General features: G+C 61.0%; 17 protein-coding genes, 1 tRNA gene and 2 pseudogenes. 14 read left to right on the forward strand and 6 right to left on the reverse strand.

What is annotated here, in order from left to right; translation table 11 throughout:
- Nucleotides 1-33: 33 nt before the first annotated feature.
- The 3 genes and pseudogenes from EN885_RS34300 to EN885_RS17865 all read right to left on the reverse strand — a co-directional run.
- A pseudogene (locus tag EN885_RS34300) lies at nt 34-117 on the reverse strand (VOC family protein); the annotation flags it as partial.
- Nucleotides 118-418: 301 nt separating this feature from the next.
- Nucleotides 419-1,330, reverse strand: a complete 912-nt coding sequence (rpoH, locus tag EN885_RS17860) for an RNA polymerase sigma factor RpoH (RefSeq protein ID WP_029348727.1) — start codon at nt 1,328-1,330, stop codon at nt 419-421.
- 207 nt (nt 1,331-1,537) lie between these two features.
- The gene (locus EN885_RS17865) at nt 1,538-2,623 is read right to left on the reverse strand and encodes an RluA family pseudouridine synthase (RefSeq protein WP_128243007.1); all 1,086 of its coding nucleotides are present in this window, start codon (nt 2,621-2,623) and stop codon (nt 1,538-1,540) included.
- A gap of 16 nt (nt 2,624-2,639) precedes the next feature.
- Here EN885_RS17865 and EN885_RS17870 point away from each other — a divergent pair, with 16 nt between their 5' ends.
- The 5 genes from EN885_RS17870 to EN885_RS17890 all read left to right on the forward strand — a co-directional run bounded on the left by EN885_RS17870 (nt 2,640) and on the right by EN885_RS17890 (nt 5,347).
- Complete coding sequence (locus EN885_RS17870; protein ID WP_206437546.1) at nt 2,640-3,026, forward strand: fimbrial protein; 387 nt, start codon at nt 2,640-2,642, stop codon at nt 3,024-3,026.
- Nucleotides 3,027-3,057: 31 nt separating this feature from the next.
- The gene (locus EN885_RS17875; RefSeq protein ID WP_128243006.1) at nt 3,058-3,465 is read left to right on the forward strand and encodes a VOC family protein; all 408 of its coding nucleotides are present in this window, start codon (nt 3,058-3,060) and stop codon (nt 3,463-3,465) included.
- Between the two features lie 90 nt (nt 3,466-3,555).
- Nucleotides 3,556-3,630: transfer RNA gene (locus EN885_RS17880), tRNA-Glu, on the forward strand.
- A 217-nt stretch (nt 3,631-3,847) separates the two neighbouring features.
- Nucleotides 3,848-4,429, forward strand: a complete 582-nt coding sequence (locus EN885_RS17885) for a VOC family protein (protein ID WP_127288431.1) — start codon at nt 3,848-3,850, stop codon at nt 4,427-4,429.
- 27 nt (nt 4,430-4,456) lie between these two features.
- The gene (locus EN885_RS17890; protein ID WP_128243005.1) at nt 4,457-5,347 is read left to right on the forward strand and encodes a glutathione S-transferase family protein; all 891 of its coding nucleotides are present in this window, start codon (nt 4,457-4,459) and stop codon (nt 5,345-5,347) included.
- Nucleotides 5,348-5,792: 445 nt separating this feature from the next.
- On the opposite strand, the gene EN885_RS17895 is transcribed toward EN885_RS17890, so the two are convergent.
- A complete protein-coding gene (locus EN885_RS17895) occupies nt 5,793-6,677 on the reverse strand; it encodes a hypothetical protein (RefSeq protein ID WP_245467553.1) in 885 nt (294 codons plus the stop codon).
- A gap of 173 nt (nt 6,678-6,850) precedes the next feature.
- Here EN885_RS17895 and EN885_RS34850 point away from each other — a divergent pair, with 173 nt between their 5' ends.
- On the forward strand, nt 6,851-7,474 hold the full coding sequence (locus EN885_RS34850; protein WP_348631644.1) for a hypothetical protein: 624 nt from the start codon (nt 6,851-6,853) through the stop codon (nt 7,472-7,474).
- A gap of 215 nt (nt 7,475-7,689) precedes the next feature.
- Here EN885_RS34850 and EN885_RS17905 read toward each other — a convergent pair whose 3' ends face one another.
- On the reverse strand, nt 7,690-7,905 hold the full coding sequence (locus EN885_RS17905) for a hypothetical protein (protein WP_126104617.1): 216 nt from the start codon (nt 7,903-7,905) through the stop codon (nt 7,690-7,692).
- A 562-nt stretch (nt 7,906-8,467) separates the two neighbouring features.
- Here EN885_RS17905 and EN885_RS17910 point away from each other — a divergent pair.
- Nucleotides 8,468-9,337 carry a DUF2865 domain-containing protein gene (locus EN885_RS17910; RefSeq protein ID WP_245493092.1) on the forward strand — a complete coding sequence of 290 codons (870 nt, stop codon included), beginning with the start codon at nt 8,468-8,470 and terminating at the stop codon, nt 9,335-9,337.
- A 329-nt stretch (nt 9,338-9,666) separates the two neighbouring features.
- Here the strand turns inward: EN885_RS17910 and EN885_RS33625 are convergent, their stop codons facing one another.
- Entirely contained in the window at nt 9,667-9,903 is a 237-nt protein-coding gene (locus tag EN885_RS33625; protein WP_164897865.1) for a hypothetical protein, read from the reverse strand.
- Nucleotides 9,904-10,071: 168 nt separating this feature from the next.
- On the opposite strand from EN885_RS33625, the pseudogene EN885_RS17920 reads away from it, so the two are divergent.
- The 7 genes and pseudogenes from EN885_RS17920 to phoB all read left to right on the forward strand — a co-directional run.
- A pseudogene (locus EN885_RS17920) lies at nt 10,072-10,531 on the forward strand (response regulator); the annotation flags it as partial.
- Nucleotides 10,532-11,037: 506 nt separating this feature from the next.
- Nucleotides 11,038-12,042: a PstS family phosphate ABC transporter substrate-binding protein gene (locus EN885_RS17925; RefSeq protein ID WP_126104619.1), complete on the forward strand. Its 1,005-nt coding sequence runs from the start codon at nt 11,038-11,040 to the stop codon at nt 12,040-12,042.
- Nucleotides 12,043-12,163: 121 nt separating this feature from the next.
- Nucleotides 12,164-13,552 (forward strand): phosphate ABC transporter permease subunit PstC, encoded by a 1,389-nt coding sequence (gene pstC / locus EN885_RS17930; protein ID WP_126104620.1) that lies wholly within the window; start codon nt 12,164-12,166, stop codon nt 13,550-13,552.
- Entirely contained in the window at nt 13,545-15,158 is a 1,614-nt protein-coding gene (gene pstA / locus EN885_RS17935; protein ID WP_126104621.1) for a phosphate ABC transporter permease PstA, read from the forward strand. The genes pstC and pstA overlap by 8 nt, the downstream gene beginning before the upstream one ends.
- Before the next feature lie 12 nt (nt 15,159-15,170).
- A complete protein-coding gene (gene pstB / locus EN885_RS17940; protein WP_095487180.1) occupies nt 15,171-15,986 on the forward strand; it encodes a phosphate ABC transporter ATP-binding protein PstB in 816 nt (271 codons plus the stop codon).
- 35 nt (nt 15,987-16,021) lie between these two features.
- Nucleotides 16,022-16,729 (forward strand): phosphate signaling complex protein PhoU, encoded by a 708-nt coding sequence (gene phoU, locus EN885_RS17945; RefSeq protein ID WP_127288435.1) that lies wholly within the window; start codon nt 16,022-16,024, stop codon nt 16,727-16,729.
- Between the two features lie 16 nt (nt 16,730-16,745).
- A complete protein-coding gene (phoB, locus tag EN885_RS17950; RefSeq protein WP_031254097.1) occupies nt 16,746-17,435 on the forward strand; it encodes a phosphate regulon transcriptional regulator PhoB in 690 nt (229 codons plus the stop codon).
- Nucleotide 17,436 lies beyond the last annotated feature (1 nt).

Below are 17,436 nucleotides of genomic sequence, written 5' to 3' on the forward strand. Positions count from 1 at the left end.
TTTGGTTTCCAAATAGACGAGCTCAACTGCCCAGCGCAGCCCCGGCGGCCCATTGTCGCGCCCGCCTGCCGCAAGCGCCGCCTTGTGGAATTTCGCGACGGACGCACGTGTCGGCGCCGGAACATTGCCGTCACAACTTGCAGCGTTGCGGTTTCCAGGGCTTGGGGAAAATTGCTATAATGCCGCTATGAATGCGATCGTTTGCGAACGCGATGGCGAGTTGCCGGGCCGGCCAGGCTGATCACACCGATGATTGAGCGATTTATGGCGGGATCGGGCGGTCGCGAAGGCGCGGCGGAACCGGCAATCCTAGCTAGAGTATGGCACCAAGGTACAGTTCTCCCGGCAGTCGGAGGACCCATAAAAAACGGCGGCGCCAGTTACCTGACGCCGCCGTTATTTGTTTTCGTCGGAAGCTTTACGCCGCCGGCTGCGCCTCGATGGTGCGCAGGGCCTGCATCTGGCGCTTGGCTGCGGCCTTGACCGCGTCCTGCACCTTTTCGAAGGCGCGCACCTCGATCTGGCGCACGCGCTCGCGGCTGATGTCGAACTCGGCCGACAGCTCTTCCAGCGTCAGCGGCTCCTCGGCCAGGCGGCGCGCCTCGAAGATGCGCCGCTCGCGCTCGTTGAGAACTGCAAGAGCGCCGGACAGCATGCCGCGCCGGTTTTCCAGCTCGTCCTGCTCTATCAGCGCCTCTTCCTGGCTTTCGTGGTCGTCGACCAGCCAGTCCTGCCATTCACCCGATTCACCTTCGCTCGCCCGGATCGGTGCGTTGAGCGAGGCATCGCCCGACAGGCGGCGGTTCATCGACACCACCTCCGCTTCGGACACGTTGAGGCGGGTGGCGATCTCGGTGATCTGGTCGGGCTTCAAATCGCCGTCGTCGAGCGCCTGGATCTTGCCCTTCACCTTGCGCAGGTTGAAGAACAGGCGCTTCTGGTTGGCGGTCGTGCCCATCTTGACCAAGCTCCACGAGCGCAGGATGTATTCCTGGATCGAGGCCTTGATCCACCACATGGCGTAGGTGGCGAGCCGGAAGCCACGCTCCGGTTCGAATTTCTTGACGGCCTGCATCAGGCCGACATTGCCTTCCGAGATCACCTCGCCGATCGGCAGGCCGTAGCCGCGATAGCCCATGGCGATCTTGGCGACGAGCCGAAGGTGGCTGGTGACGAGCTTGTGCGCAGCCGTGGTGTCCTCATGCTCAGCGTAACGCTTGGCGAGCATGTACTCTTCCTGCGGCTGAAGCATCGGAAAGCGACGGATTTCTTCCAGGTAGCGGCTGAGGCCGCCTTCGCCGGAAACGATACTGGGTAATGACTGGGCCATGATAGCGCCCCCTCTCTCTTGGAGTGGTGCCCCCGAAACGCGGCGGGCATATGTCGCGAACGCCAAAAGGCTCGTCGCGACAGCGGATGTATATAGGAACAAAACCAGAAAGGACAGCATTGGTTCAACACGAAACAGTGTGTCACGCCAAAGTGAACAACGCCGGTCAGGTTTTTGCCGATCAGGTTTGAATGGATGGATGGCGGTTCAGAGTTTGCGAAAGCCGTCGACGAGTGCCTCCATATCCCTCGGTACCGGCGCCTCGAAACTCATCGTTAAGTGGGTTGTCGGATGCCGAAATTCAAGGAGGCGGGCATGCAATGCCTGTCGCGGAAATGCCTTCACCCGGCCTTTCAGCGGCTCGGGCAGCCGGTTTGCCTTGGTGCGAAAGGCCTGGCCGTAATCGGGATCGCCGATGACCGGATGGCCGATATGGGCCATGTGGACGCGGATCTGATGGGTGCGGCCGGTCTCGAGGCGACACTCGACCAGGCTTGCCGTGGCAAATTCCTTTTGCTGCTCGCCAAAGCGCTCGATCACGGTGAAATGGGTGATTGCGTGGCGGGCATCGTCGCGGCCCTCCGGCACCACGGCACGGCGCACGCGATCGGCGGCGCGGCCAAGCGGCTCGTCGACAGTGCCTGTCGGTCTCATCGGTATGCCCCAGACCAGCGCCAGGTAGGCGCGTTTGAGGTCGCCGGTCAGGCCATGGTCGGCAAAGGCCTCTGACAATGACTTGTGGGCGCGGTCGGTCTTGGCGACGACCATGACGCCGCTGGTCTCCTTGTCCAGGCGGTGGACGATGCCCGGCCGCCGCACACCGCCGATGCCGGAGAGACTGTCGCCGCAATGGTGGATCAGCGCGTTGACCAGCGTGCCGGTCCAGTTGCCGGCGCCGGGATGGACGACCAGCCCCGGCGGCTTGTTGATGACGATCAATTCGTTGTCTTCGTAGAGAACGTCGAGCGGGATGTTCTCGCCTTGCGGCTCCGCCGGCTCCGGCTCCGGCATGTCGACCGACACGCGGTCACCGGCCGCCATCTTGCGCTTCGTCTCGTTGACCGGCTGGCCGCCAACCTTGACCGCGCCCTGCCTGATCAGCATCTGTACCCGGCTGCGCGACATGTCCGGACCGAGCTTGCCCGCCAGCCATTGGTCAAGGCGCTGGCCGGCCACATCGGGACCCGCTTCCAGCACGATCGATCGACCATCTGGCGATCCGCCCTCCATCAATCCATCGCCTATCAATCCATCCTCTATCAATATGGGGGCCTCTTCGTTATGAGCGCTCATCGAAAATCGTTCCGGAATGTTTGCCATGGCTGTTGCCGACGAAGACGAGGAAAAGCCGCTCGACCCCGAAGTCGAAAAGGTGCGCAAGAAGCTCGTCCGCTTCGTCGCCATCAATCTCGGCCTGCTGTTCCTTGCCCTTATGGTGGTGATCGCGGCCCTTGTCTACAAAACGCGCACCGCGCCGCCGGCTAGCCCGCCGCTGGCCGGCGACATCCAGGTGCCATCAGGCGAGCCGCTGACCGGCGACATCGTGCTGCCGGTCGGCGCCAAGGTCATCAGCCAGTCGCTCTCCGGCAATCGCATCTCCATCGATGCGGAACTTGCCGACGGCAGCCGCGCCATTTTTGTCTACGACATTACTGAGCGCCGCATCATCGGTCGCTTTTCGATCCGCAACCGATGACTTCGCTGCACAATGATTGGTGGCCGCAACAATGACCGGCTTTGCTGAAGGCCGCCGCGTCGCGACCGTCGCACTCGTGGTCAGAAACTATGACGAGGCGATCTCCTGGTATGTCGACCGGCTGGGCTTTTTGCTCATTGAGGACGCCGATCTGGGCGGCGGCAAGCGCTGGGTCACGGTCGCGCCGGCGAACGGGCAAGGCGCGCGACTGCTGCTGGCCGAGGCGTCGGACGACGCGCAAGCAAGCTGCATCGGCAACCAGACCGGCGGCCGCGTCTTTTTGTTTCTCGAAACCGACGATTTTGTGCGCGACCACGCGCTGATGCTCGAAAAGGGCGTCGAATTCCGTGAGGCGCCCCGACACGAGGCCTATGGCACTGTGGCGGTTTTCGCCGATCTCCACGGAAATCTCTGGGACTTGATCCAGCCAAAACGGTAAGCCTGCAACGGATATTTTCCCGGCACTAGAGACTGTCCGAAGCCCAGTTGCTTTTTCCCAGCCGTCAGCCTATATCGCCGGTTCTTGAACGCGCCCATCGTCTAGCGGTCAGGACACCGCCCTCTCACGGCGGGAACAGGGGTTCGATTCCCCTTGGGCGTACCAAGAATTTCAAAACATTGCATACACGGATATCGCCCGTCGGTCACGGCCGGAGTCGCCGCTTCTGGTGCGGCGCCCTCAATTGAATTAGCATCGCGGCATGTATTGGGGCTAAAGGTTCCAGGACGGTGCGCAGAACGCCGCCGGGACGAATCTGTCGCGCAGCGAATAGATCGACGCTCGTCCTGGGGACGAGGAGATCGTAGGGAGAGAGGGCCAAATGCAGAAACTGCAATCGCAGGGCGTCCATCACATCACGCTGGTCGGTGCCGGGCGCCAGACCTCCATCGACTTCTGGGAAGGCGTGCTTGGCATGCCGTTCATCTTCGAGCAGCCCAACCTCGACAAGGCCAGCGAAAGTCACCTCTATTTCGATCCGGGCGACGGCCGGCTGATCACCATCTTCACCGACGAGAGCCGCACGCCGGAGAAACGGCGTACGCCGACCGATCCGGGCTGCGTCCATCATATCGCCTTTGCGGTGTCGCGCGTTACCTTTCTGCAGGCGGTTGCCCGGCTCGACGAGCGAGCCATCAAGCACAGCGGCGTCAAGGATCGCGGTTTTATGGATTCGATCTATTTCGAGGATCCGCTCGGCCTGCTGATCGAGCTCGCCTCCTACCGTTTCGAGCCGCCGGCGGGCTTCACCCACGCCGACGTTCTGATGCAGGCGCACAAAATCCGCGTTGGGCGCGGCGACTACGCAATAGCCGAAGTGCATCTCGCCGACGCGATCCAGGCGCTGGTCGAGCGCTCCCGCGCAACCTTGTCGGACGACCGGACACCGAAAAATCCATACTGACGACAGCAACCCCGAGGGAGGAACTCAATGGCAAAGACGACAACGAAGAGTGCGAAGAAGCCGGCCGCCAAGGCCGCTACGAAACCAGCTGCCAAGGCCGCAACAAAGCCTGCAGCGAAGGCGTCGAAAGCTTCCGCCAAGTCGGCAACGAAAGCCGCCGCAAAACCTGCAGCCAAGGCATCCGCGAAGTCCGCGCGGATGGCCGTAGCGAAATCAGCGAAGAAGCCCGGACTGACGCTCAGCATGCTGAAGCCGAGCGTCAATAATATGAGCGTTCGGGTGTTTGCGCGGGCGGCGGGGCTGGATCATTCCGAGACCGACGTATGGGGCCACACGCGCTCGCCTGAATACATGGCGCGAAACCCAGCCCATTTGACGCCGATGATCGAGGACAAGGGCCTGCCGAGAGGCGTGTTGTGGGAAAGCTGCGCCATCATGCAGTATCTCGCCAACAAGCATGGGCTGGAGAAACTATATCCGAAGGCGCCGGCCAAGCGGGCAATGATCGACAGCGCCATGTTCTACCTGATCGGCACGCTCTACCCCTATGTGGCGCGCGCCACCTATCCTGCGCTGAACTTCCCGCAATATGCCGGCGAGGTCGGCCACAGCGACGCCCACCCCGACAGGAAATCGGAGGCCCAGAAGGCCGCGGCGGCCGCAATTGCCGAGCCGCTGGAGGTCTTTCACAGCTTCTTCAGGAACGGCAAGCCGTTCATCGGCGGCAAGAACCCGTCGATCGCCGACATCCGCCTAGCGGCGACGCTCGAATTCCTCGCCGTCATCGACTACGCGCTGCCCCAATGGGCGAAGGAATATATGGCGGCGATCGAGAAGAAGCTCGGCAAGGCCTATGCGGAGCCGGCCGGCGACGTGCGTGGCTATATCGCCTATGTGAAGTCACAGGCCGAGGCGTGAGGCTTTCGCTCTAACGGTTGCTTCCTAAGCCGACCTAAAACAGAGGTCGAAAGCCCTGCCTTTTACTGGACGTAAGAATGTTTGAAGCGTCGACGAAGAAGCGACGGTTGACCTGGGGGCATGGGTCCCGATGATGGGGCCGCGCGGGTGGCGTCCATGGAAGGGACTGTACATGACCCGCAAACTACCTTTATTCGCTGCGTTCGGCCTGGCGCTTGCTGCCCTGGCGGCGTGTGACCAAACTCAATCAGGAGGAACGCAGGCGACGACCGCTGGCCAATTGCCGCCACCTCCAGCCGACACGATGACGCCGGCACCCGCAACCCCGCCAGCTCAGACCGCCCCTGTTCAGTAGCAGATCGTAGCTTCAAAAATGGAACCCCCGCGCAAGGCGGGGGTTCACTTTCGGCATCGCCGAAGCCCAACAGGTTGTTGCGCTTGTCGTTCAGGGACCGAATATCACAAGCTCGGTGAACGTCAGATCTCCAAGCGAGGGTGGTTTGGGGCCCTTGAAATATTTCAGCCCCCTGTTGTGGCGGTACCGCCCGTGCAGACCTGCAATCGGCTCCTTGGCGTCGACGACGCAAAGCAGGATGCCGCTTCGCAAGAGAAAGCGCCCCACAGCGCCGGCGCACCGGCTCAAATCCGCGAGGGAGCGGCAATAGATGACCTGATAGCACGGGACAAGACCGCGCAATATTCGGCGCGGCATCAATACGAAAGGAAACGCCACGCCGTCGCAAATGCAAATCAATGACATGCAGCCCAGCGCGGAGTGTTCCGAGAGTATGTATCTCTCACTGTCGGGCAGCATCGCCATTTCCGCAAGATCGGGACGAGCCTCGAGCACGCGATATGACCGCGGCACTGAATTCAAAGCCGGCAAGAAGGCGAATTGTCCGGTGGAAAAGGGGCGAAAGCCGAGCGCCCAGTTAGCCTTTAATGTCGCGGGCGCCGGCGAAATATTCGTGTAGGTCACGTCCCTTTGCTTGAGAATCGTCGTAACCAATTTGGCGCCATAGGGACGGGATTCCGCGTCGACGGACCAGCTTGAAAGGTTGCAGCGGACTTCGTCCCCTTCTTGCCCGCGATAACGGGTATATAGGGTCAGCACAACGCCAACGATCCGACCAGCCTTCTCCAAAGCCAAGCCGTATTGTGGGAACTCGGCGACGGCAGGCCGCTGCGACAAACGGGTCAGCGCCTGTATCCAGTAATTCCGGTCACGCTTCGGAAAGCCCCGGCACAGGCAGTCGACCACCCCTTCCCAATCAGCTTCGCGAATTGGTCGACAGAGAACGTCGGGAGGGAGGGCGCCAAGCACGGCCATAAATCGACTTCCAGAATACGATAGTTACTTCGATATGTCTCACGCGCCAACATGTTGGTGCACAACGATTAATAGTCTGTGCTGGTTTTAAAAACGACTTTCCGCATTCATCACGAAAACGCCGATCAAGGTTGGCCAGGACACGTCGGTGAGCAGCCCCGCCAGCTAAGGATTTGTTAACCAAAGCCCTATCTACTGATCGGCAATTCACCCCAATTCGTGACCACGGATGTACTGGCGCGGGCGAGGTGAAAAGGAAAGGTCGGCCATGTGCCGGCCTTTTTGCTCTCAAGGGCCATTTCGCCCGGAAACTGCGGCCTGACTTCGCGATTGCCGGGCATCAAGCCCTTGCAAAACATATTGTCATCGTCGCCATTGTCCGTACCATATCGCTGTGGGGCAAGGCGGAAGGACGAGGACTTGCAATGAAACGCGCTGCAGGGCTGTGCGTGATTGCGGGCGCGATATTGGCAGGCGCCACCTGTCAATCGAATGCCGCATCGCTCAACACCATGGATGATGTCGGGGCTGCGATCCAGGCGTGCTGGACCCCGCCGGCAGATGCCGGGAATTCAACCGTCACGTTGAGCTTCAGCTTCAAGCGCAATGGCACGCTGATCGGCCCGCCCAGGCCGGCTGCCATCAACGTGACCGGCGACGCGAAGGCACGGCAATCCTTTGTCGATGCCGCGATCGCCGCCGTGGAAGACTGCTTGCCGCTGAGCTTTTCGCCGGCGCTCGCCCAAGGGATTGCAGGCAACATCTTCACCCTGCAATTCAGCTCGCCCAAACAGTAATCGGGCGTCACCCCAAGCAAAGGCCCGCTCGTTTCCGGGCGGGCGCATTCAGCCACGCGTAGTCCGGTGGCGCCATCCCAAAGCGATCGGGCCGAATTCCGGCACGAGATGTTAAAGCGCGTCGCGTTGAAACGGATTCAATCGACGTGCTTTAAGCCTTTGTTTTTATGCATGTCGTTATCCCAAAACCGCTGCGCACTTTTGGGCGACATGCACTAGTGCTGCCCGCGCCTCGCGTTGACATGGCGTGCCAATTCCGGTGTTTCGAAGACGTAGTCGCTCCAGGCCGATTCCGGAATCTGGCCGGACAGATAGCATTCCAGCAAAAGATTTTGCTCAGGACTGAGAGGTCTCGGCGCGCGCTCATGGTCCAGTCCAAGCGAATGAAACAGATTTCTGGTCAGGCCCGAGACAGTGAAGTGAATCGACATGCGCGTCTCCTTTGACCGTCCAGCGCATGGCCCAAGACCGGAAAGGACCATGCGCCAAATCAAAACGTTACAGCGGCCTTTCGCCCAAAGGGACGCGCGGCGCTGCAATGGCCATTTAACGCCGAAGACAGGACAAAGGTTTCAGTGCGAAACTGCCGGTAACGCCGGATTGATCGGAAATTCACCGGTCGATCGAGGAGTCCGAAACCTGCCAGTCTGGTCAAATTTTCGGCAGTGGCGCGGATAGCCGGCGTTATTTTTGGTTTCGTCTCAATCTTGAAACAAAAGTGCAATATTGAATTTACGCGAATACATCTAATACACTAGTATTAAAGTCTCTTGAAGCTGCAATCTCGCTGGAATTAGGTGATGCTCATTTAGAGAACCCTTATTCACCATCAACAAAGAATGCGGTTCCAGGTTATCGGCAGAAACAATGGCAATGGTCGCTCCAATGACACGCTTCTGGTCTGACATGTTTCTTGTGCCGGTATTGGTGACGGCATTTATGCTCGGCACTTCCTCTTCATACGCGGATAGTTGCAGCGCGATCGAAAGCCAAATGCGTTCGGCCGAACGCGGCGGCGGGTCGAGCCCGCAGCTTGCGCAGTTTCGCCGGCAGCTTGCTGCGATCCAACGGTTGGAGAAACAGCGCCAATGTTCGGGCAAAAGTTCGCTGGTCGGGTTCTTCTTCAACCCTTGTGCCGATCTCGTCAGGAGCAAGGCAGAGGTGCAACGCCAGATCGCGGCCGCATCGAATGCGGGCAGGATTACAGCCGGCCTGCGGGCCAGGTTCGCCGCCCTGGGCTGCGCGCCCACCGCCAAGCAACAGAATCGGCAGAAAGAGCAGCAGCAGGACCAGCGTTCGGCAGCCAAAACCCAGTCCGCTGGCCTGAAATATGCTGGCAGCCCGATGCTGTTTTGCGTGCGCCTATCGGACGGATATTTCTTCCCCGCGCCAAAATCGCAGTTCGCCAAAAGAGACGATCTGAAGGAGACCGTCGATCAGTGCCGCTACATTTGCGACGATGCCGGTGTCGACCTCTATACGCTGGAGGATGCCAGCCTCGAGACCGAAGCGATGGTCGCTCTCGAGACGCGAAAACCCTACACAGAGCTTGCGACCGCTTTCAGGTACCGCGACGACGCGAATTTCAAGGCGTGTAGCGTCAAGCGTTATTCCCGGCGGGTCGCCGAACTCAGGGCGCGGACGGTAACGCCCGCCAACATGGCCAACGCCATCATTCCATTGCCGACGACAAAGCCGGATCTTGGCGCCGTTGCAGAAATTCTCGGACCCGATGCCAACGCTCCGGATCTCGGGGCTCCCAATGCCGAAGCCAAGGGCGCCGCTCAGCATCAGTCGATCGAAAAATTAACCGAAACGCGGCCGGTAAGGGTGGTCGGGCCGGCTTTCTTCCCCGAAAACTGACCCCGTGGAGCTTAATTTAGATCACCGTTTGAATGCCGGTCGGCTATTCGCAGACCATGCGGACCCGTTTTCCGGGTTGGCTGATATTCCTGCAAGTGAGCGGTTTTGCCGGCTCGGATGACGGCGTCGGCGGATCTTTGGAAATCCTGGTGATTTGCCTTCTCGGCGCCACGGGGGTGTTGGTTCTGCGGACCTCGGCTTTTTTCGGCGTTTCGGGCGCCACAGGAAACACATCGGTCTGCAACTGGGGCTGTTCGGCTTGCGCCTGCTGCGGCGGCCTGTCCCAGAACCGCCGGACATCGAGCGGCCTTGGAATGACGACGGTGCCGTCATAACTGCGCGAGCAGCCGCTTCCGAACAGCAGCATCGGGCACAGCAAAAAAGGCAGAATCCGTCCCAACATCGGCAACACCCTTGCGGGATTGTAACGCCGCTTCGGTTCTAGCGGCAACCGTCGGAATATCGCGGGCAAAATCAAAGTGCCGCAGCGTCCGTAGCGCGCCCGAAACGAGGCGCGGCGCTGCAGTTTGGCGAATGCGAATTCGCCCCAGTTTGGAGCGGCGCAACAACCGAATTCCAAATCCGATGCACTGGTCACGGTCCGTTAAGGTTAGCGGAACGTTGATGCTTGTGGGGCACATTCCGGCGCGCCGCCGGCCGGCGGTTCCGAGAACGACATGGCGCAGTCATCGCCGGTGCAACCGCCGCTGCCCGTATATGGAGCCGCGTCCGTGCGGGCGCTGCTGCAGCCGCCACCGGTTCGTCCCCGCACCAGCACGCCGGCAGGCACCGGGCATCGGCTGGACATCCTCGTTGCCGAGGACAACGAGGTGAACCAAATGGTTTTCACTCAGATTCTCGGCGAAACCGGCTACGGCTTCGAGATCGTCGGCAATGGCCGCAAGGCGCTCGATGCCTTCGGCAGGCTCAATCCGCGCATGATCCTGATGGATGTTTCGATGCCTGAGATGAACGGCCACGAAGCGACCGCCGCTATTCGGCGGCTGGAAGAAGAGACCGGCTCGCACGTCCCGATCGTCGGCGTCACCGCGCACGCACTGAAGAGTGATCGCGAACGGTGCCTGGAGGCGGGCATGGACGTTATCTGCCCAAGCCCATCAGCCCAGGGCCTTGCTGGAAAAGGTCGAACGCTGGCTCGGCGCGGACGGCGAAATCCAGCGCAACGCGGGATAGGCATCCGGTCAGGCTGCAAGAAATTCAGCTGAGATTCGGCGACGCATTGCGGACGAGACTATGGTGCGATCGCACCATACCAAAGCGTGCGCCGGGTTGGGACAATAAGCACATTCGAGTTCCGCCCCTCCAGTTACGGGCGGGAGCAGCGACCGCCGGCAAGAAACAGGGTCAGATTTACCCCAACGGACCTGTTTCGGCGATGGCGCGGCCATGACCTCCTTTGGCCGCATGCAACGCGCTCCCGCCCGGATTTTCTTTTTCGACGCAAATTTGCACCGCCTGTCCGAGGAAATGCCGGCTGGAAACCGTGCAAGCTGCTGATTCCAGCGGCAAACCACGGCTGTGCCGGCGAGACCCGCGGCGCTTCCCTTTCGACATGGCTGTGCGGCGTTACCGGGCTGACATCAAACTGTCATGCGACTGTTATAATCGGGGGCTATTGGCCTCAGCGGGCGCCGAAGGAATGGCGCCGAGAGACCATATTCCGAACAGGAGCAGGCCACATGAAGAAATTCCTCCTTACGGCGTCGGCCGCGGCGCTTGCGCTCGCCGCGTCGGCTGGTTATGCCGCCGCGCGCGACCAGATTCAAATCGTCGGTTCGTCCACAGTGTTCCCCTTCACGACGGCTGTCGCCGAAAAGCTCGGCCAGAGCGGGCAGATCAAGACCCCGGTCGTCGAATCGACTGGCACCGGCGGCGGCATGAAGCTGTTTTGCCAGGGCGTCGGCGAAAATACCGCCGACTTCACCAATGCCTCGCGCGCCATCAAGGACAGCGAGCTTAAAACCTGCAAGGCAAACGGCGTGACGCCGGTCGAGATCAAGGTCGGCTTCGACGGCATCGTGCTCGCCAACTCGAAGGCAGGGACTGTCGTCGATCTGACCAAGGAACAGGTTTTCAAGGCGCTCGCCAAGAATGTCGCAGTTGACGGAAAGGTCGTCGCCAACCCCTACAAGAACTGGTCGGATGTCGATGCGTCGCTTCCCGCGACAAAGATCGAGGTGCTTGGCCCGCCGCCCACGTCTGGCACGCGCGACGCGTTCGTTGAACTCGTCATGGATGCGGCCTGCCAGGAAGAAGTGAAGGCGGCTAATGAAAAGGGCTGCGGCGAAATCCGCGAAGACGGCGCTTTTGTCGAGGCCGGCGAAAACGACAATCTGATTGTCCAGAAGCTGGAAGCCAACCCCAATGCCTTCGGCATCTTTGGTTTCTCGTTCCTTGACCAGAATGCCGACAAGCTGCAGGGCCACAAGGTCGACGGCGTCGAGCCGACCTTCGAAAACATCGCATCCGGCAAGTACGGCGTTTCCCGCTCGCTCTTTATCTATGCCAAGAAAGAGCATGTCGGCGTCATCCCCGGCATGCAAGAGTTCATCGCAGAGTACACCTCGGAGGGTGCATGGGGTCCTGAGGGTTATCTGGCCGACAAGGGCCTGATCCCGCTGCCGGACGCCGAGCGCGCCACGTGGGCCGAAAACGCCAAGGCCCTGAAGGGCATGGGCTCCTGATTTTTTCGGGGTCCGGGCAAATATCCGCTCTGACCCTCATGCTCTAAAGCACAAAGCGCGGGACCAACGTCCCGTGCTTTGAGCCGGTGAATGGCCGGCGGTCGAGGGGACGTCCTGAATCATGGTCGGTTATCTCGTTGTTCTTCTGTTAGTTCTGGCTGCTGCGGCCTATTGGATAGGCCGCACACGCGCCATTGCCAGTGTCAATGGCGACGTCGCCCGGCTGCATTCGCTGCCTGGCCAGCATGGCATGTTCCTGGCGCTTTTTGCCGCCGGTCCCGCGCTGCTTGCGATCGTGCTGTGGTCGATGGTGACGCCGGGAATTGAATCGTCGATCATTGCCGACCGCTTCTCCGCCGAGCTGTCGGGAATGGGCATTCCGCAGGTCGAAGCTTTCATCCGCGACGCTCGCGCGATGGCCTTTGGCGGGCTTGTCGGCTTCGCCGATCCCACGAAAGAGGCGGCCGCGGCCGTCTACAAATCGATCCATGCGACCAGCGCCTGGATCATCTGGGGGATCGCGCTCATACTGTCCGCGTCCGGATTTTACTGGGCCTATTCGCGCATCGCGCAGGCCTACCGGGCGCGCCACGTGGTCGAGCGCGTTCTTCGCGCATTCTTGATCACCTGTTCGGCGGTCGCGATCCTGACGACGATCGGCATCGTCTTGTCGCTCATCTTTGAATCCTTGCGGTTCTTCCAACAGGTGCCGCTCTATAAGTTCCTGTTCGGCACGCATTGGTCGCCACAGAGCGCCTTCACCGGCGCCGGAGCGGAAGCCGGGGCGGTCAACCAGGACATTTTTGGCATGGTGCCGCTGTTTGCCGGCACGTTGCTCATCACCTTCATTGCCATGCTGGTAGCTGCGCCTATCGGGCTGATGGCTGCGATCTATCTTTCGGATTACGCCTCCAAAAGCGTCCGCGCGGTCGCAAAGCCGGTATTGGAAATCCTTGCTGGCATTCCGACCGTCGTCTACGGTTTCTTCGCTGCGCTGACGGTTGCGCCCTACTTCCGTGGTCTGGGCGAAAGCCTGGGTCTCAACGTTGCGTCAGAATCCGCGCTCGCCGCAGGCGTGGTCATGGGCATCATGATCATTCCCTTCGTTTCCTCGCTTTCCGACGATGTGATCAACGCCGTTCCGCAATCCCTGAGGGACGGTTCCGCCGGCCTCGGCGCGACCAAGTCTGAAACCATCCGCAAGGTGATCCTTCCGGCGGCCCTTCCGGGCATCGTTTCGGCGATGCTGCTCGCAGTCAGCCGCGCGATCGGTGAAACAATGATCGTGGTCATGGCCGCAGGGCTGGCGGCAAACCTCACGGCCAACCCGCTCGAAGCGGTCACAACAGTGACGGTGCAGATCGTGACGCTGCTTGTGGGCGATCAGGAATTCGACAGCGCCAAGACGCTTGCAGCCTTCGCGCTCGGCCTGGTGTTGTTCTGCATCACGCTTACCCTCAACATCGTCGCTTTGCGCGTCGTCCAGAAATACCGAGAGCAATATGACTGATGCGATCGCGTCATTCGGCGCCGGCAGACGGCCGGTCAGCATTCATACCGACGATGCCGCGAAGGCACGGCTGAAGGGCCGTTACCGCGCGGAAACGTGGTTCAAATGGCTTGGCGCCGCAGCCGTTGCGTTGGCCGGCTTGTTCCTTGTGCTGCTCTTGTCGACGATCGTCACGCAGGCGATCCCGGCGCTGCGGCAGAACTATCTGACGCTGCCGATCGATCTTTCGGCGGCCAAGGTAGACCCGGCGAAACTCGACGCCGTCAACTACGACGCCATCGCCCAGGAAGCGCTTACGGCAAAATTTCCGGATGTGACGAGCCGTCAGGACAAGCGCCTGCTGCGCGGACTGATTTCCACGGGCACAGGCGTGTTCCTGCGCAAAGATATCGCTGCTGATCCGGGGATGCTCGGAGGAACTGTGGACTACGCGGTTCCACTTGACGATTTTGCCGACCTTTATCTCAAGGGTTTGCTTGCCGACGTCGGTTCGGACGAGGCGATTTCGACAAGCGTCACGCCTTCGCAAAGCAGCGGCGACATCGATCTGACCTTCGGCGACGATGCCATGCTGGCGTTGGCGCGCGGCCATGGTGCGACCGAGGGCGAAAACGGCATGCTCACGCTGACGAGCGGCGCGTCGTCGCTGCTGGTCGCGTTCAATGGCGGCACGGTCAAGCTGACCGCGCTGTCGCCTGGGGCCAACGGAACGGCGGTCGCAAAGGGCACGGTGATCGAGGCGCTGGACAGCACGGCGCCAGCCGCGAGCGGCCAGGCATTCCTGCGGGTCATCGACACGCCGGAAGCATCGCGAAAGATTTCGGACAAGGTGATCGTCTGGCTCGATACGCTGAAGAGCGCCGGCCTGATCGAAAGCCGGTTCAACTCGATCTTCTTCTTCACCGGCGCAAGCCGCGAGCCGGAACTGGCCGGTATCTGGGGCGCGGTCGTCGGATCGTTCCTGACCATGATCGTAACGCTCGCCATCGCCTTCCCGATCGGCGTTTCGGCGGCGATCTATCTTGAGGAATTTGCGCCCAAGAACCGGCTGACGACGATCATCGAAGTGAATATCAACAATCTGGCGGCGGTGCCTTCGATCGTCTTCGGCCTGCTTGGACTTGCCGTATTCCTGAATTTCTTCGGCCTGCCGCGCTCGGCCCCGGTGGTCGGCGGCATGGTGCTGGCGCTGATGACCCTGCCGATCATCATTATCGCCTCACGCGCTTCGCTGCGCGCCGTGCCACCGTCGATCCGCGAGGCCGCACTTGGCATCGGAGCGTCCAAGGTCCAGACCGTATTCCATCACGTCCTGCCGCTGGCGATGCCGGGTATCATGACCGGCACCATCCTCGGAATGGCGCATGCGCTGGGTGAAACCGCGCCGTTGCTGATGATCGGCATGGTCGCCTTCATCGTCGACATTCCCGGTGGCTTCACCGATCCCGCGACGATCCTGCCGGTGCAGATATTCATGTGGGCCGATTTTCCTGAAGCGGGGTTCCAGCAGAAGACTTCGGCGGCGATTTTGATTTTGCTGGTGTTTTTGGTCATCATGAATGCCATCGCGGTGATACTGCGCAGGCGCTTCGAGCGGCGCTGGTAAGGAGTAGAGGATATGAACATCATGACGGAAGCCAGCGTCGAGCAGAAACTGAGTAGCGGAACCAACGAGCCTTCGATCAAGATGAAGGGCGAAAAGGTCTCCGTTCATTACGGCGAGAAGCGAGCTCTGTTCGACGTGGATCTCGATGTCCGCGAGAACCAGGTGACGGCGTTGATCGGCCCATCGGGCTGCGGCAAGTCGACCTTTCTGCGTTGCTTGAACCGAATGAACGACACGATCGACATCGCGCGGGTAAGCGGCAAGATCACGCTCGACAACGAGGATGTCTACGACCCGAAAATCGATGTCGTCGAGCTGCGAGCTCGCGTCGGCATGGTGTTCCAGAAGCCGAACCCGTTTCCGAAGTCGATCTACGAAAACGTCGCCTACGGTCCGCGCATTCACGGTCTGGCCAGGAGCAAGGCGGAGTTGGACGGCATCGTCGAATCGAGCCTGAAGAAGGCCGGCCTGTTCAACGAGGTCAAGGATCGCCTGCTCGAGTCGGGCACTGGCCTTTCCGGTGGCCAGCAGCAGCGCCTGTGCATTGCGCGCGCCATCGCTGTGTCACCGGAAGTGATCCTGATGGACGAGCCGTGTTCTGCGCTCGATCCGATCGCCACCGCCCGTGTCGAGGAACTGATTGACGAACTGCGCCAGAACTACACGATCGTCATCGTCACCCATTCGATGCAGCAGGCAGCGCGCGTGTCGCAGCGCACGGCGATGTTCCATCTCGGCTATCTGGTCGAGGAGGGCGCGACCGACAAGATGTTCACCAACCCCGACGACAAGCGCACCCAGGACTACATCACCGGCCGGTTCGGCTAAGCGGTCCGGCGAATTTCGAGCACGAGGACAGTATCATGGGTGAACATACCGTCGCATCTTTCGACGAGGAACTGGAGCACATCGACAGGCTGATCCGCGACATGGACGAGCTTGCCGCCGCGATGGTCGCAGCCTCGATCCGCGCGTTGCTCGCGTCAGATAATGCGATGGCGCAGCGCGTCGTCTCGGATGACGCCATCATGGATGCGCGGCAGCGCGAACTCGACGACAGCGCGATCACGCTGATCGCCAAGCGGCAGCCGATGGCGCAAGATCTGCGCGCCGTGGTTGGCGCAATCCGGATGGCCGGCGATCTCGAGCGCATCGGCGACCTGGCCAAGAACATAGCCAAGCGGGTCAGCGCCGTCGGGCAGAGCGCCACGCCGCGTAATCTCTCGCACGGTATCGACGCGATGGCGGATCTCGTTCTCGAGCAGCTCCGCGGCGTGGTCGAGCACTATGTGTCGCGCAACGCCGGCGCGTTGAAAGAGCTGCGCGCCGCCGACGAGAAGATCGACGTGAAATACACGGCGGTTTTTCGCGAACTCCTGACCTACATGATGGAGGATCCGCGCAACATCACCGCCTGCACGCATCTTCTGTTCTGCGCCAAGAATCTCGAGCGTATCGGCGATCATGTCACCAACATCGCCGAAAACGCCTACTATGTCGTGACCGGGCAGCAATTGCCGGCGGATCGGCCGAAGCTCGACGAAACGACGATGCCGGCGTCGGCGACATGACAGGGGTAACCGGCCGATGATCGCGCCGCGCATCATGGTGGTGGAGGACGAAGAGCCGCTGGGCGTCCTCCTTCGCTACAATCTGGAATCCGAAGGCTATCAGGTCGAGGTGGTGACGCGCGGCGACGAGGCCGAAATCCGGCTTCAGGAAAACGTGCCCGATCTTCTGGTGCTCGACTGGATGGTGCCGGCGGTTTCGGGCATCGAGCTTTGCCGTCGCCTTCGGGTGCGTCCCGAAACCGAGCGGCTGCCGATCATCATGCTGACCGCGCGCGGCGAGGAAAGCGACCGGGTGCGCGGCCTCTCGACCGGGGCCGACGACTATCTGGTCAAGCCGTTCTCGACACCGGAATTCATGGCCAGGGTCAAGGCGCTGCTGCGCCGCGCCAAGCCCGAAGTGCTGTCCAGCGTGCTGAAGGTCGGTGACATCATGCTCGATCGCGAATCGCACAGGGTCTATCGCAAGAAGAGCGAGATCCGGCTCGGGCCGACCGAATTCCGGCTGCTCGAATTCATGATGCGGCACCCGGGTCGGGTGTTCTCGCGCAGCCAGTTGCTCGACAATGTCTGGGGCGAGACGATCTACATCGACGAGCGCACGGTGGACGTCCATGTCGGCCGGCTGCGCAAGGCGGTCAACAATGGCCGCATGCCCGATGTCATCCGCACCATCCGCGGCGCGGGCTATGCGATCAGGGAAGACTGAA

The organism is Mesorhizobium sp. M6A.T.Cr.TU.014.01.1.1 (assembly GCF_004022765.1).
GTDB classification, from domain to species: domain Bacteria; phylum Pseudomonadota; class Alphaproteobacteria; order Rhizobiales; family Rhizobiaceae; genus Mesorhizobium; species Mesorhizobium mediterraneum.

Bases quoted from the DNA above. Each gene is read 5' to 3' on its own strand.
- phoU (WP_127288435.1), top strand. From the start codon at position 16,022: ATGGGTGAACATACCGTCGCATCTTTCGACGAGGAACTGGAGCACATC.
- EN885_RS17885 (WP_127288431.1), top strand. From the start codon at position 3,848: ATGCAGAAACTGCAATCGCAGGGCGTCCATCACATCACGCTGGTCGGT.
- EN885_RS17890 (WP_128243005.1), top strand. From the start codon at position 4,457: ATGGCAAAGACGACAACGAAGAGTGCGAAGAAGCCGGCCGCCAAGGCC.
- EN885_RS17905 (WP_126104617.1), bottom strand. From the start codon at position 7,905: ATGTCGATTCACTTCACTGTCTCGGGCCTGACCAGAAATCTGTTTCAT.
- EN885_RS17875 (WP_128243006.1), top strand. From the start codon at position 3,058: ATGACCGGCTTTGCTGAAGGCCGCCGCGTCGCGACCGTCGCACTCGTG.
- EN885_RS17895 (WP_245467553.1), bottom strand. From the start codon at position 6,677: ATGGCCGTGCTTGGCGCCCTCCCTCCCGACGTTCTCTGTCGACCAATT.
- phoB (WP_031254097.1), top strand. From the start codon at position 16,746: ATGATCGCGCCGCGCATCATGGTGGTGGAGGACGAAGAGCCGCTGGGC.
- EN885_RS17925 (WP_126104619.1), top strand. From the start codon at position 11,038: ATGAAGAAATTCCTCCTTACGGCGTCGGCCGCGGCGCTTGCGCTCGCC.
- rpoH (WP_029348727.1), bottom strand. From the start codon at position 1,330: ATGGCCCAGTCATTACCCAGTATCGTTTCCGGCGAAGGCGGCCTCAGC.
- pstA (WP_126104621.1), top strand. From the start codon at position 13,545: ATGACTGATGCGATCGCGTCATTCGGCGCCGGCAGACGGCCGGTCAGC.
- pstB (WP_095487180.1), top strand. From the start codon at position 15,171: ATGAACATCATGACGGAAGCCAGCGTCGAGCAGAAACTGAGTAGCGGA.
- EN885_RS17910 (WP_245493092.1), top strand. From the start codon at position 8,468: ATGCGTTCGGCCGAACGCGGCGGCGGGTCGAGCCCGCAGCTTGCGCAG.
- EN885_RS17870 (WP_206437546.1), top strand. From the start codon at position 2,640: ATGTTTGCCATGGCTGTTGCCGACGAAGACGAGGAAAAGCCGCTCGAC.
- EN885_RS17865 (WP_128243007.1), bottom strand. From the start codon at position 2,623: ATGAGCGCTCATAACGAAGAGGCCCCCATATTGATAGAGGATGGATTG.
- pstC (WP_126104620.1), top strand. From the start codon at position 12,164: ATGGTCGGTTATCTCGTTGTTCTTCTGTTAGTTCTGGCTGCTGCGGCC.